The 12,985-nt window shown below is 69.4% G+C and carries 15 protein-coding genes; 9 read left to right on the forward strand and 6 right to left on the reverse strand.

Annotated elements, in window-relative coordinates; all coding sequences use genetic code 11:
• Positions 1–14: 14 nt before the first annotated feature.
• The 4 genes from A5730_RS17895 to A5730_RS17910 are packed head-to-tail and all read right to left on the reverse strand — an operon-like array spanning position 15 to position 4,925.
• Positions 15–881 carry an LLM class F420-dependent oxidoreductase gene (locus A5730_RS17895; protein ID WP_067903082.1) on the reverse strand — a complete coding sequence of 289 codons (867 nt, stop codon included), beginning with the start codon at positions 879–881 and terminating at the stop codon, positions 15–17.
• Positions 882–892: 11 nt separating this feature from the next.
• Positions 893–1,738, reverse strand: a complete 846-nt coding sequence (locus A5730_RS17900; protein ID WP_067903085.1) for an LLM class F420-dependent oxidoreductase — start codon at positions 1,736–1,738, stop codon at positions 893–895.
• 29 nt (positions 1,739–1,767) lie between these two features.
• Positions 1,768–3,243 carry an ATP-binding protein gene (locus A5730_RS17905; protein ID WP_067903088.1) on the reverse strand — a complete coding sequence of 492 codons (1,476 nt, stop codon included), beginning with the start codon at positions 3,241–3,243 and terminating at the stop codon, positions 1,768–1,770.
• On the reverse strand, positions 3,240–4,925 hold the full coding sequence (locus A5730_RS17910) for an FAD-dependent oxidoreductase (RefSeq protein ID WP_067903091.1): 1,686 nt from the start codon (positions 4,923–4,925) through the stop codon (positions 3,240–3,242). Before A5730_RS17910 ends, A5730_RS17905 begins: the two co-directional genes overlap by 4 nt.
• Before the next feature lie 272 nt (positions 4,926–5,197).
• On the opposite strand from A5730_RS17910, the gene infA reads away from it, so the two are divergent.
• From infA to truA, 8 genes are all read left to right on the forward strand, one after another.
• Positions 5,198–5,419 (forward strand): translation initiation factor IF-1, encoded by a 222-nt coding sequence (infA, locus tag A5730_RS17915; protein ID WP_003418601.1) that lies wholly within the window; start codon positions 5,198–5,200, stop codon positions 5,417–5,419.
• Positions 5,420–5,457: 38 nt separating this feature from the next.
• Positions 5,458–5,571: a 50S ribosomal protein L36 gene (gene rpmJ, locus A5730_RS24455; protein ID WP_003879483.1), complete on the forward strand. Its 114-nt coding sequence runs from the start codon at positions 5,458–5,460 to the stop codon at positions 5,569–5,571.
• A gap of 214 nt (positions 5,572–5,785) precedes the next feature.
• The gene (gene rpsM, locus A5730_RS17920) at positions 5,786–6,160 is read left to right on the forward strand and encodes a 30S ribosomal protein S13 (RefSeq protein WP_007167900.1); all 375 of its coding nucleotides are present in this window, start codon (positions 5,786–5,788) and stop codon (positions 6,158–6,160) included.
• A 6-nt stretch (positions 6,161–6,166) separates the two neighbouring features.
• On the forward strand, positions 6,167–6,583 hold the full coding sequence (gene rpsK, locus A5730_RS17925) for a 30S ribosomal protein S11 (RefSeq protein ID WP_046182344.1): 417 nt from the start codon (positions 6,167–6,169) through the stop codon (positions 6,581–6,583).
• 11 nt (positions 6,584–6,594) lie between these two features.
• A complete protein-coding gene (gene rpsD, locus A5730_RS17930) occupies positions 6,595–7,200 on the forward strand; it encodes a 30S ribosomal protein S4 (protein WP_055403401.1) in 606 nt (201 codons plus the stop codon).
• Between the two features lie 75 nt (positions 7,201–7,275).
• Complete coding sequence (locus tag A5730_RS17935; RefSeq protein WP_067203475.1) at positions 7,276–8,319, forward strand: DNA-directed RNA polymerase subunit alpha; 1,044 nt, start codon at positions 7,276–7,278, stop codon at positions 8,317–8,319.
• 58 nt (positions 8,320–8,377) lie between these two features.
• A complete protein-coding gene (gene rplQ, locus A5730_RS17940; RefSeq protein WP_067903094.1) occupies positions 8,378–8,998 on the forward strand; it encodes a 50S ribosomal protein L17 in 621 nt (206 codons plus the stop codon).
• A complete protein-coding gene (truA, locus tag A5730_RS17945; protein WP_231994714.1) occupies positions 8,985–9,836 on the forward strand; it encodes a tRNA pseudouridine(38-40) synthase TruA in 852 nt (283 codons plus the stop codon). Before rplQ ends, truA begins: the two co-directional genes overlap by 14 nt.
• Here truA and A5730_RS17950 read toward each other — a convergent pair.
• On the reverse strand, positions 9,833–10,459 hold the full coding sequence (locus A5730_RS17950; RefSeq protein WP_369829894.1) for a cutinase family protein: 627 nt from the start codon (positions 10,457–10,459) through the stop codon (positions 9,833–9,835). The two genes, truA and A5730_RS17950, sit on opposite strands and share 4 nt — an antisense overlap.
• Positions 10,460–10,511: 52 nt before the next feature.
• Complete coding sequence (locus A5730_RS17955; protein WP_067903103.1) at positions 10,512–11,348, reverse strand: cutinase family protein; 837 nt, start codon at positions 11,346–11,348, stop codon at positions 10,512–10,514.
• Between the two features lie 120 nt (positions 11,349–11,468).
• Between A5730_RS17955 and eccB the strand changes: the two genes are divergently transcribed.
• On the forward strand, positions 11,469–12,839 hold the full coding sequence (eccB, locus tag A5730_RS17960; protein WP_067903106.1) for a type VII secretion protein EccB: 1,371 nt from the start codon (positions 11,469–11,471) through the stop codon (positions 12,837–12,839).
• Positions 12,840–12,985: the final 146 nt, after the last annotated feature.

The raw sequence follows: 12,985 nt of genomic DNA on the forward strand, positions 1-12,985 counted from the left end.
ACCGAGCGGCTCGATCAGCTTGTGCGAGTCAGCCCCAGCGGTCCGGCCAATTCGCTCAGCGCCGAAATCACCGCGTCGTCGCCCGCGGCGTCCAGCACCTGGACGGCCACGTGGTCGGCCCCGGCGTCGCAGTGCTCGCGCAGCCGTTGCGCGATGGCCTCCGGGGTGCCGTAGGCGACCACCGCGTCGATCAGCTTGTCGCTGCCCGGCTTGCGGACGTCGGCCTCGCTGAACCCGAGCCGCAGCCAGTTGTTCACGTAGTTGCTCAGGTCCAGGTAGAAGTCCGCGTACCGGCGGCCGACCGCGCGGGCCTGCTCCGCGTCGGTGGTGAGCACCACCTTGTGTTCGGGCGCCAGGAACACGGAGTTGCCGACCAGTTCGCGCGCCTTGGCGGTGTGTTCCGGGGTGGTCAGGTACGGGTGCGCGCCGGCACTGCGCCGCGCGGCCAGCTGCAACACGCGCGGCCCGAGCGCCGCGAGCACCCGGCGGCTGGTCGGCACCATCGCCGCGTCGAGCTCGTCGAGGTAGGAGACCAGCGCGTCGTACGGCTTGACGTACTCCTGGGTGTGCTCGGGATGCCCGACGCCGACCCCCAGCAAAAACCTTCCGGGATAAGCGCTTTCGATGCGTTTGAAGGACTCGGCGACGGCCTGCGCGGGCGCGGTCCAGATGTTGACGATGCCGGTGGCCAGTTGCAGCGACGTCGTCCGCTCCAGGGCCGGTTCGACCCAGGACAGGTCGGCGTCCGGGGAACCGCCGATCCAGGCGGCGCCGTAGCCCAGCGACTCGATCCGCTCGGCCAGTTCGGGGGTGATGGAGCGCCCCGGCAGCCATACGCCGAATTGGCCCAGGTCGGGTTTGAGTGCTGCGGCGCCGGTCATCTACGTCCCCCTTATGCGTTCAATCCGAGCGGCCCCGCCAATTCGGCCAGCGCCGAGACAAGGTTGTCATCCTTCGTCAGCACCTGCACGGGCACGTGGTCGGCGCCGGCGTCGAGGTGCTCCTTCAGCCGGGCCGCGATGGCCTCGGGGGTGCCGTAGGCCACCACCGCGTCGACCAGGCGGTCGCTGCCCGGCTTGGTGACTTCCTCGTCGGTGAAGCCGAGCCGCTTCCAGCTGTTGCGGTAGTTGGCGAGCTGGAAATAGATGTCGAGCGCCCGCCGGCCGACCGCGCGCGCCTTGTCGGCGTCGGTGGTGAGCACCGCCTTGTGTTCCGGCGCCAGGAACGCCGACGGGCCGATCAGCTCGCGGGCGTGCGCGGTGTGTTCGGGGGTGGTGAGGTACGGGTGCGCCCCGGCGGCGCGCTCGGCCGAGAGCTTGAGGACGCGCGGGCCCAGCGCGGCGACCACCCGGCGGTTGGCGGGCACCCCGTAGTCGTCGAGCTGCTGCAGGTACTCCGCCAGCGCGTCGTAGGGCTTGCGGTACTCGGTGTGCGCCTCGGGATGGCCGACGCCGATGCCGAGCAGGAACCGGCCCGGATAAGCCTTGTCGATGCGATGGAAGGATTCGGCCACCGGCTGGGCCGGTGCGGTCCAGATGTTGACGATGCCGGTGGCCACCTGCAGGGTGGTCGTCGCCTCCAGGATGGGCTCCACCCAGGCCAGCTCGGCCGGCGGCGAACCGCCCACCCAGACGGCCCCGTAGCCCAGGGCTTCGATGTCCTTGGCTTGTTCGGGGGTGACGCCGCGTCCGAACGATCCGAACCGGCCAAGATTGGGCTTGCTCGCTGCATCGGTCATGGTCGTTCCCAACCCGCCGGCCCGGGCCGCTATTCCGGGTCCAGTGCGCTCGCGTCGGGCGGCGGCGGCTCCAGCGGCAGCAGCACGATGAACCGGGTGTCGCCGGGGACCGATTCCACCCGCAGGTCGCCGCGATGTTTCTTCACGACGATGTTGAACGCCAGATCGAGGCCCAGGCCGGTGCCCTGGCCGAAGGGCTTGGTGGTGAAGAACGGCTCGAAGATGTGCTCGCGGACGTCCTCGGGCACCCCGGGGCCGGTGTCGCAGATCTCGACGCGGACCATGCTCTCGCCTTCGCGGCAGGTGCGGATGGTCAGCGTGCCGCCCGCATCGCCCATCGCGGCGATCGCGTTGTCGATGATGTTGGTCCACACCTGATTGAGATCGCCTGGGTAACAAGGGATTTCGGGAATCGATTGGTCGAAGTCCTTGGCCACCTGAACCGCGGCGTCCCGGCCCAACCGGTCGGCGAACATCACCAGCGTGCTGCGCAGCAGATCGTGAATGTCGGCCACCTGGAAGGGCGCCCGGTCCATCTGCGAATACTGCTTGGCGTCGGCCACCAGCGCCGAAATCCGTTTGCTCGCTTCCAGGATCTGGTTCAGCAGCAGCTCGCCCTCGACGGTGTAGGTCAGCCAGCGGATGGCCTTCTCCAGCGACGTCGACGCGCCGAGCTCCTCGGTGGCCGCGGCGATGCGCTCCAGCCAGTCGGTGTCGATGCCGCCCTCGACGAACGTCGGGGCGATGTCCCAGCCGCCCTCGATGCCGTGCTCCTCCAGCCATTCGCCGACGGCGTCCTCCAGGTCGGCCGTCTCGATCGCGGTCAGGTTCGTCGACGCCGACTTGGCGACCTGGGCCGCGACCTCCTCCTGCAGCCGCACCAGCGCCCGCAGCGCCTCCGGGCTGACGGTGCCGTCGGCGAGCATCGCGAGCTTCTGGCGCATGCCGGCGACCCGCTGCCGCAGCTCCGACGCGGCGCGGACGGTGGCCGCGGCCGGGTTGTTCAGCTGGTGGGTCAGTCCGGCCGACAGCCGGCCCAGCGCCAGCAGCTTCTCCCGGTTGTCGATGATCCGGCGGGTGCGGTCGGTGCCGACGGCGATGCCGTCGAGCAGGTGCACCGCCATCGGGAACTGGTCCTTCATGAACTGGGCGAACACCGGCGCGTCCATCACGAAGAACCGGGACGGCTTGGTCACGTGCACCGACGCGTCGTAGCTCTTCTGCTTTCCGCCGGTGAACGCCCGCCAGGCCCCGCAGTAGACGCCGCGCTGCGAGGTGCGGTTGGTTTCGATGTCCTGGCCGCCGGAGAGCTTCGACATGGTCAGCTCGCCCTCGATCAGGACGTAGAAGCAGGTCGCCGGCTCACCCTCGACGCAGATGGGCCCCGGCTCGTAGTTCTCGATGTGCCCGTTGCTGCACAAGACCGCCAGCTGCTCGTCGCTGAGCGCCTCGAAGAGAAACAGGCTGCGCAGCTCGTCGGGCTCGCACGGGGTCTTCGCGGTCACGATTCGGCCAGGTAGCGGTGCACCAGCATGACGGCCATCGACCCCTCGCCGACCGCGGCCGCGACCCGCTTGGCGGACTCGGCGCGCACGTCGCCGGTGGCGAACACCCCCGGCACGCTGGTCTCGAGGTGGTGCGGCGGGCGGTCCAGCGTCCAGCCGCACACGTTGCGCAGGTCCGGCCCGGTGAGCACGAAGCCGTGGTCGTCGCGGGCGAGCACACCGTCCAGCCACTCGGTGCGCGGGGCGGCGCCGATGAAGATGAACATCCGCGCGCAGGTGACGTCCTCGGTCTCGCCGGTCCGGTTGTCGACCAGGATCAGCCGCTCCAGGTGGTCCGCTCCGACGGCGCGGCGCACCTCGGTGCAGGTCCGCACGGTGATGTTGGGCCGCTGCTCGATCTGCTGGATCAGGTAGTAGGACATCGAGGCGTCCAGCGACGGCGCGCGCACCACGATGGTCACCGACTTGGCCTCGCGGGACAGGTACATCGCGGCCTGGCCGGCGGAGTTGGCCCCGCCCACGACGTAGACCTCCTCGCCCGCGCATTCCGACGCGATGGAGACCGCCGCGCCGTAGTAGACGCCCTTGCCGGTCAGCTCGCCGCAGCCCTCCGCGGGCAGCTGGCGGTAGGCGACGCCGGTGGCCAGGATGACGGCGTGCGCGTCGATGGAGCCGCCGTCGGCGAAGCGCACGGTGCGCTTGGGGCCGTTGACCTCCAGCGCGGTGGCGGTGCGGGCGGTGATCAGCTCGGCGCCGAACTTCTCGGCCTGCCGGCGGGCGCGGTCGGCCAGCTGGCCGCCGGACACTCCGTCGGGGAAGCCGAGGTAGTTCTCGATCCGCGAACTCTGGCCCGCCTGGCCGCCGGTCGCGGTGCGCTCGATGAGCACCGTGCGCAGCCCCTCGGACGCGCCGTACACCGCGGCGGCCAGGCCGGCCGGGCCGCCGCCGATGACGATCAGGTCGTAGAACTCCTGCGACGGCGTGGTGGTCAGGCCCAGGGTGTCGGCCAGCTGCGCGTCGGTGGGTTCGACCAGGGTGTCGCCGCGTTCGGTGACGACGACGGGCAGCCGCAGGCCGTCCTCGCCGGCGGCCGTGAGCAGCCGCTCGCCGTCGGGCTCGTCGGCCATGAACCAGGAGTAGTGCAGCCCGTTGCGGGCCAGGAAGTCGCGCACCTGCCAGGACCGCTCCGACCAGCGGTGCCCGATCACCTTGGTGTGCGGGATCGGGTGCTCGGGAGATGCCCGCCAGGCGTCCAGCAGCCCGTCGATGACGGGGTAGAACTTCTCCTGCGGCGGATCCCACGGCTTGAGCAGGTAGTGGTCCAGGTCGACGACGTTGATCGCGTCGATGGCGGCGTGGGTGTCGGCGTAGGCGGTGAGCAGCACCCGCCGCGCGGCGGGATACAGGTCCATCGCCCGCTCGAGGAATTCGATGCCGCTCATCTGCGGCATCCGGTAGTCGGCGATCAGCACCGCGACCGTCTCCCCGCGCAGCTTGAGCTCCTTGAGCGTCTCGAGCGCGTCGGGGCCCGACTCGGCGCGCACGATGCGGTGCCGGTCGCCGTACTGGCGGCGCAGATCGCGGGCAACCGCGCGGGAAACCGAGGGATCGTCGTCGACGGTCAGCAGGACCGGCTTGCGAGGCTGGGTGGATGGTTCTGCGGGACTCGCGGGACTCGTCATCGGAGTTAAGTATGCCCTCGTCAGGGCCCTGACGGCAGGTCGAGGCGGGGCTTTCTCGGCCCGGCGGATTACGCTGCTGGCGATTTTGGGTCAGGCGCCTGACCAGGTATCGTGGGACAACGGTGCGTCATCCGCGCCGACTTTTTGCGTGCCCTGTCCTAGGAATTCCTGGAATTTCCTGCCCTTGGCTCACGTTTCTAGTCGGGCGAATGCTGCGCCGATATGGGCGCACTCAAGGATACGAAACCAAAGACGAGGATTGCTGAAGATATATGGCCAAGAAGGACGGTGCCATAGAGGTCGAGGGCCGCGTGGTCGAGCCCCTGCCCAATGCGATGTTCCGCATTGAGCTGGAGAACGGACACAAGGTGCTCGCCCACATCAGCGGCAAGATGCGGCAGCACTACATCCGCATCCTGCCCGAGGACCGGGTGGTGGTGGAGCTGTCTCCCTACGACCTGTCCCGGGGCCGCATCGTGTACCGGTACAAGTAAGCCCGACCAGACAACGAGAAGAACAGGATCGAACAGCCGTGAAGGTGAACCCGAGCGTCAAGCCAATCTGTGACAAGTGCAGGGTGATCCGTCGGCATGGGCGGGTCATGGTGATCTGCTCCGATCCGCGCCACAAGCAGCGTCAGGGCTAGTGGCGATCGCAAGCGCGGCGTAGCCGGGCGCAGCGGGTCGCCACGATCCATCGAGCGCGGCTCTGCCCCAACACAACTGAATGCAGACCTCCCAGCACCACTGAGCGGATAGGCCGTTCACCCACGCCCGGACGGAGGCCGGGCCCCGCCCCAAACTTGGAGCGGGAACGGGCTGGGATCAGACCTCCGCATAGAAAAAGAGGAAACGCCACCTATGGCTCGACTAGTAGGCGTCGATCTCCCGCGCGACAAGCGGATGGAGATCGCGCTGACGTACATCTTCGGCGTCGGCCGCACCCGGTCGAACGAGATCCTGGCAGCGACGGGGATCGACAAGGACCTGCGCACCAGGGACCTGACCGACGACCAGCTGACCCACTTGCGTGACTACATCGAAGCGAACCTCAAGGTAGAGGGTGACCTGCGCCGCGAGGTGCAGGCCGACATTCGCCGCAAGATCGAGATCGGCTGCTACCAGGGCCTGCGGCACCGCCGCGGCCTGCCGGTGCGCGGCCAGCGGACCAAGACCAATGCGCGCACCCGCAAGGGCCCGAAGCGCACCATCGCCGGCAAGAAGAAGGCCAGGTAATCGCCCATGCCACCAGCCAAGAAGGCAGCCTCTGCGCCCAAGAAGGGGCAGAAGACCCGCAAGCGGGAAAAGAAGAACATCCCGCACGGTGCCGCCCACATCAAGAGCACGTTCAACAACACGATCGTGAGCATCACCGACCCCCAGGGCAACGTCATCGCCTGGGCGTCGTCGGGTCACGTCGGCTTCAAGGGTTCGCGGAAGTCGACCCCGTTCGCCGCGCAGCTCGCCGCCGAGAACGCCGCGCGCAAGGCGCAGGAGCACGGCGTGCGCAAGGTCGACGTGTTCGTGAAGGGCCCGGGTTCGGGCCGCGAGACGGCGATCCGCTCGCTGCAGGCCGCGGGCCTCGAGGTGGGTGCGATCTCCGACGTCACCCCGCAGCCCCACAACGGCTGCCGTCCGCCGAAGCGCAGAAGGGTCTAGGGACAAGAATCATGGCTCGTTACACCGGACCCATCACCCGCAAGTCGCGCCGGCTGCGCACCGACCTCGTCGGTGGCGACCAGGCGTTCGAGAAGCGCCCCTACCCGCCCGGCCAGCACGGCCGCGCGCGGATCAAGGAGAGCGAATACCTGCTGCAGCTGCAGGAGAAGCAGAAGGCCCGCTTCACCTACGGCGTCATGGAAAAGCAGTTCCGCCGCTACTACGAAGAGGCCAACCGCGTCTCCGGGAAGACCGGTGAGAATTTGCTGCGCATCCTGGAAAGCCGGCTGGACAACGTCATCTACCGCGCCGGGCTCGCCCGCACGCGCCGGATGGCCCGCCAGCTGGTCAGCCACGGCCACTTCAGCGTCAACGGCGTGCACGTCAACGTGCCCAGCTACCGGGTGTCGCAGTACGACATCATCGACGTGCGCGAGGGCTCGCTGAACACCGTGCCGTTCCAGATCGCGCGGGAGACGGCGGGCGACCGCCCGATCCCGAGCTGGCTGCAGGTGGTCGGGGAGCGCCAGCGCATCCTGATCCACCAGCTGCCCGAGCGGGCGCAGATCGACGTGCCGCTCACCGAGCAGCTGATCGTCGAGTTCTACTCGAAGTAAGAGCCCCCGCGCCATGTCGGCGCGGGTCTTAACGGCATCAAATAGCGGGTGCCGAGAAGGAGAAGAAGAAAAACCATGCTGATCTCTCAGCGACCCACCCTGTCGGAGGAAGTCCTCACCGACAGCCGCTCGCAGTTCGTCATCGAGCCCCTGGAGCCCGGATTCGGTTACACCCTGGGCAATTCGCTGCGCCGGACGCTACTGTCGTCCATCCCGGGCGCGGCCGTCACCAGCATCCGCATCGACGGCGTGCTGCACGAGTTCACCACCGTCGCCGGGGTGAAGGAAGACGTCACCGCGATCATCCTGAACCTCAAGAGCCTGGTGGTGTCCTCGGAGGAGGACGAGCCGGTCACCATGTACCTGCGCAAGCAGGGCCCGGGCGCGGTCACCGCGGGTGACATCGTGCCGCCCGCCGGTGTCACGGTGCACAACCCCGACATGCACATCGCGACGCTGAACGACAAGGGCAAGCTCGAGGTCGAGCTCGTCGTCGAGCGTGGCCGCGGCTACGTGCCGGCGGTGCAGAACCGGGCCTCCGGCGCCGAAATCGGCCGCATCCCGGTCGATTCCATCTACTCGCCGGTGCTCAAGGTGACCTACAAGGTCGACGCGACCCGTGTCGAGCAGCGCACCGACTTCGACAAGCTGATCCTGGACGTCGAGACCAAGAGCTCGATCACCCCGCGCGATGCGCTGGCGTCGGCCGGTAAGACCCTGGTCGAATTGTTCGGTCTGGCACGCGAACTCAACGTCGAGGCCGAGGGCATCGAGATCGGGCCGTCGCCGGCCGAGGCCGACCACATCGCCTCGTTCGCGTTGCCGATCGACGACCTGGACCTGACGGTGCGAAGCTACAACTGCCTCAAGCGCGAGGGTGTGCACACCGTCGGCGAGCTGGTGAGCCGCACCGAGTCGGACCTGCTCGACATCCGCAACTTCGGTCAGAAGTCCATCGACGAGGTGAAGGTCAAGCTGCACCAGCTGGGCCTGTCGCTCAAGGACAGCCCGCCGAGCTTCGACCCGTCGCAGGTGGCCGGCTACGACGTTGCCACCGGCACCTGGTCCACCGAGGGCGCCTACGACGACCAGGACTACGCGGAAACCGAACAGCTCTAAGACAATCCGTCCCGGCCCTACCTGATACGGGGGCCGGCCACTAATAGGAGATAGTGCAATGCCCAAGCCCACCAAGGGTCCTCGCCTCGGCGGGTCGTCTTCGCACCAGAAGGCGCTGCTGGCCAACCTGGCCACGTCGCTGTTCGAGCACAACCAGATCAAGACGACCGAGCCGAAGGCGCGCGCGTTGCGGCCGTACGCCGAAAAGCTGATCACGCACGCGAAAAAGGGCACGCTGCACAACCGTCGTGAGGTTCTCAAGAAGATCCGCGACAAGGACGTCGTGCACAAGCTGTTCGAGGAGATCGGGCCGTTCTTCGCCGACCGCAACGGCGGCTACACCCGCATCATCAAGGTGGAGCCGCGCAAGGGCGACAACGCCCCGATGGCGGTGATCCAGCTGGTGCTGGAGAAGACGGTGACCTCGGAAGCCGAGCGGGCGCGCCGGACCAAGACGCCCAAGAAGGCGCCGGTCGCGGCGGCGGCACCTCAGGCGGCGGTCGAGCCCGAGGAAGCCGTCGGCCCGACGGCCGAGGAGGCGACCGAGACCGAGGCCGAGGAGACCACGACCGAGGCCACGGCCGCCGAGGCCGCCGCTGAGGAAAAGCACGACGAGGCCATCGAGGCACGGGCCGAGGCCGAGAAGGCCGAAGAGGCCGACGAGGCTGACGAGAGTTAACGACCACATCCGTCTGCGGCTCGACATCGCCTATGACGGAACGGAATTCGCGGGCTGGGCGACTCAGGCCGGCCAGCGCACCGTGGCGGGAGTCCTCGACGAGGCGCTGACCACCCTGTTCCGCACCCCGGTGCGGTTGCGGGCCGCCGGGCGCACCGACACCGGCGTCCACGCCACCGGGCAGGTGGCCCACCTCGACGTGCCGACCGACGCGCTGCCGAACGCCTATCCGCGCTCGCCGCACGTCGGCGAGCCGGAGTTCCGGCCGTTGGTGCGCCGGCTCGGCCGGTTCCTGCCCACCGACGTCCGGGTGCTCGACATCGCCCGCGCCCCCGCGGGTTTCGACGCCCGGTTCTCGGCGCTGCGGCGCCATTACGTCTATCGGCTGTCCACGGCGCCCTACGGTGCGCAGCCGCAGCAGGCGCGCTACGTCACCGCCTGGCCGCGCCCGCTGGACGTCGACGCGATGGCCGCCGCGTCGCGAGACCTGGTGGGGCTGCACGACTTTGCCGGGTTCTGCCGGCACCGACCCAACGCCACCACCATCCGCGACCTGCAGCGCTTCGACTGGGTGCGCGAGGGTGACCTGATCACCGCGCACGTCGCCGCCGACGCCTTCTGCTGGTCGATGGTGCGCTCGCTGGTGGGGGCGATGCTGGCTATGGGCGAGCACCGCCGACCGGCGTCGTGGGTCCGCGAATTGCTGAGCGCCACAAGCCGTTCCAGCGACTACGCGGCCGCGCCGGCGCACGGGCTGACGCTGGTGCGCGTCGACTACCCGCCGAACGACCAACTCGAGGCTCGCAACCTGGTCACCCGGGACCTGCGCACCCGTTAAACCTTGGTGGCGACGAAACGCGCGGCCTGGTTGGTCAAGCCGGGCACGTAGCTCAGGTGCGCCGCCCACTGGGTGCCGGGTGAGCAGATCGGGTCGCCGGGGTTGCACAGGTCGATGGTCTTGCCGCCGAATTCCGGTGTCAGCGCGCTCATCAGCCGGCCCGCACGGTCCGACGGATTGCCGAACAGCGCGACGGCGGCCACGTGGTCGGCGGCCGCGGCCGGCAGCGGCTGGCGGAAGCCCAGGCCGGGTAGCGGTGCGGCCGTGACGATGTCGACCACCGCGGCGCCCTGCGAGTAGCCGCCGAGCACCATTTTGGTGTTGGGGCAGTTGGCGGCCATCTGCTGGATGTGGTTGCTGGCGTCGTTGGCCCCGTCCGCCGCGGCCAGGAAGTCTTTGTTGGCCGGGTAGTTCACTCCGTAGGAGCCAACGCTTTTGGAGGTCTGCTGGCGCAGCGCGTTGACGAACGCCCCGCCGACCTTGCCGACACCCGGCGGTTCGTCGGTGCCCCGGGCGAACACCACCTCGACGGCGGGGCAGGAGGCGAAGGCCTGCGGAAGCAGTTGCGGAGCAACCACTATCGCGGCGCCGGCGAGCAGCCCGGCGCCCAGCGTGAGTGGAATGAGCCGCACCCCAACGATGTTAGGGGCGCGTTGGTCGCGAACCGGTAACGATTCAGACGAGAGGAGCTTGCGGAGTCACCGTGGTGGGCGCGGCCGGCGCGGGCGCGGTTCCGCCGTGGATCGACGGTGGCGACCCGGGCGGGGTCTGCCCGTTGACCGGCGACGGTGTGCTGCCGGGAACCGGACCCAGCGGCGGCCCGAACGCGGGGCTCGACAGACCCGAGCCGGCCAGCTTCTGGGCGACGAACGCCGCGGCCTGGGTGGTGTACACGGGAACGTAGCCCTCGGTGTGCCCGCTCCACTCGTTGCCGGGGCCGGCGTGGCAGATTGGGTCGTTGGGGTTGCAGTAGTCGGCGGCCTTGGAGCCCAGCAGCGCGCTCTGGGTGGGCAGCGTGCCGCCGGCGCGGTCGGCCACGTCACCGAACGTGACGACGGCCGCGATGTTGTTGGCGTACTGATCGGGCAGCTTGTTACCCCAGCTGATGCCGCCGATCGGGACGCCGGCCACGATGTCCATCACCGAGGCGCCCTGGGAGTAGCCACCCAGCACGATCTTGGTGTTCGGGCAGGTTTCGACGCTCTTCTTGACGCGGTCGATGGTGTCGTTGGCGCCGTCGCCGCCGTGCAGCTGCAGCTTGCTGGCCGCGTAGTTCACCCCGTAGGGGAGGATGTTCAGGTGGGTCTGCTCGCGCAGCGAGTCCACCAACGCGTCGCCGACCCGGCCGAGGCCAGGCGGCTCGTTGGTGCCGCGGGCGAAGATGACCTCGACGTCCGGGCAGTCAAAGGCGGAGGCTGTCGGCGTCGCGGCGGGGGATAAGAGCAGGCCGGCGGCGGTGACCACTGCAGAAACCCCCGGGCCCACCCAGCGACCTAAGCGGTGGGAAAACACGCAGTAACTTTACCTACCCTAAGCACGGTTCGAAAGTTCGCTGACCTGTGGATCAATTAAGCGGCCGCGCGGCCGGCCGCTTTACCGTGTGCCCAGGAAGTACGGGGTGTTAGGGGATCAGTGCCGGGTCGGCCGACCACGTGGCTGCGCGTCAGCGGTCACCGATTTCTGCTGCGTCGCGCCGAGTGCGCGTTGCTGGGTGGGGATATCCACACGCTCAGCACACGCTCGCCCTCGCCAGGGGCGGCGCTGTCGGCTGGGTGCGCGCTGGCGGCGGTCGCCGTCGCGGCGGCTGCGCTCGCTGGTTTGCTGCGGCCACGGGTGGCGCTGGACGAGGCCCAGCTGGTGATGGGGCGGGAATCCGGTGCGCTCTACGTGCGGGTGGGCGATACCTGGCACCCGGTGCTGAACCTGGCATCGGCGCGGCTGGTCGTAGGGACAGCGGCCAGCCCCCGATCGGTACCCGAGGCCGACCTGGCACGCGCCAAACGCGGCCCGCTGCTGGGCATCCCGGGTGCGCCGCAGCTCTTCGGCGAACCGTTGCCGGCGGCCGACTCGGGCTGGACGATCTGCGATACGGAAGGCCCCGGCGCGACGACGGTGATCGCGGGGCACACCGAAGAAACGTCGGTCCGCCGCCTGGGCGCTGGGCAAGCCACCCTGGTCGCGGCCGGCCCGGGTTCGCCGACCTACTTGCTCTACGACGGGCAGCGGGCCCTGGTGGACGTCGCCGACGCCGCGGTGGTGCGGGCGCTCCGGCTCGACGGGCGCGCACCGCGCCGCGTCTCGCCGACGTTGCTGGATGCGATTCCGGAGGCGGCGCCGATCAGGGCGCCGAGGGTGCGCGGCGCCGGTGGAAAGGCGGCTGCGGTGCCCGGATTTGCGGTGGGCAGTGTGGTGCGCGTCACACAAGCGGGCGGTGACGAGTATTACGCGGTGCTTGCCGACGGCGTCCAGCGCATCGGGCAGGTGGTCGCCGACCTCCTGCGCTTCGGCAACTCCCAGGGCACGGCCACCGTCGTGGCGGTGGCGCCCGACGCGATCCGCTCCGCCCCGATCGACGACGCGCTGCCGGTGGCCGGCTTCCCCGACCGGGCGCCGACGCTTTCGAACGACGTCAGCGCGTTGTGTGTCTCTTGGCCGTTTGTGCCGCCCGACGAACCCGGCGTCGCGTTATCGGTCGGCAGTGGACTGCCGCTCCCGCCGGGTCGGACGCCGATGTCTTTGGCGCAGGCCGACGGCCCCGGGCCCGCCTTGGACGCCGTGTACGTGCCGCCCGGGCGGAGCGCCTACGTGCGGGCCGGCGCGCGCTATTTGGTCACCGACTCCGGGGTGCGGTTCGCGATTCACGACGACGACGCCGCACATGACCTCGGGCTGGCGGCGGCGATCCCGGCGCCGTGGCCGGTCCTGGCCCTACTCCCCGCTGGGCCGGAGCTGAGCAGAGAGAAGGCGTCAACTCCCCATGACTCCGTCACGGGCTGCTCTTAGTCGCCCCCTGGCCACACCGGCGGCCAGCGCCATCGCCAACGCGGCAAGGCAGATGGCCGCGCCGCGCAAAGCCGTGTTCCGCGGCCGCGTGTCCTGGGGCGCGGCCGGTGGCCGCGTGGCGATCGGCGCGGGGGCCGGTGCCGGGG

It is taken from the genome of Mycobacterium sp. ACS4054 (genome assembly GCF_001667275.1).
GTDB lineage: Bacteria > Actinomycetota > Actinomycetes > Mycobacteriales > Mycobacteriaceae > Mycobacterium.

Bases quoted from the DNA above. Each gene is read 5' to 3' on its own strand.
- A5730_RS17895 (WP_067903082.1), bottom strand. From the start codon at position 881: ATGACCGGCGCCGCAGCACTCAAACCCGACCTGGGCCAATTCGGCGTA.
- A5730_RS17900 (WP_067903085.1), bottom strand. From the start codon at position 1,738: ATGACCGATGCAGCGAGCAAGCCCAATCTTGGCCGGTTCGGATCGTTC.
- A5730_RS17910 (WP_067903091.1), bottom strand. From the start codon at position 4,925: ATGACGAGTCCCGCGAGTCCCGCAGAACCATCCACCCAGCCTCGCAAG.
- infA (WP_003418601.1), top strand. From the start codon at position 5,198: ATGGCCAAGAAGGACGGTGCCATAGAGGTCGAGGGCCGCGTGGTCGAG.
- rpsM (WP_007167900.1), top strand. From the start codon at position 5,786: ATGGCTCGACTAGTAGGCGTCGATCTCCCGCGCGACAAGCGGATGGAG.
- rpsK (WP_046182344.1), top strand. From the start codon at position 6,167: ATGCCACCAGCCAAGAAGGCAGCCTCTGCGCCCAAGAAGGGGCAGAAG.
- rpsD (WP_055403401.1), top strand. From the start codon at position 6,595: ATGGCTCGTTACACCGGACCCATCACCCGCAAGTCGCGCCGGCTGCGC.
- A5730_RS17935 (WP_067203475.1), top strand. From the start codon at position 7,276: ATGCTGATCTCTCAGCGACCCACCCTGTCGGAGGAAGTCCTCACCGAC.
- rplQ (WP_067903094.1), top strand. From the start codon at position 8,378: ATGCCCAAGCCCACCAAGGGTCCTCGCCTCGGCGGGTCGTCTTCGCAC.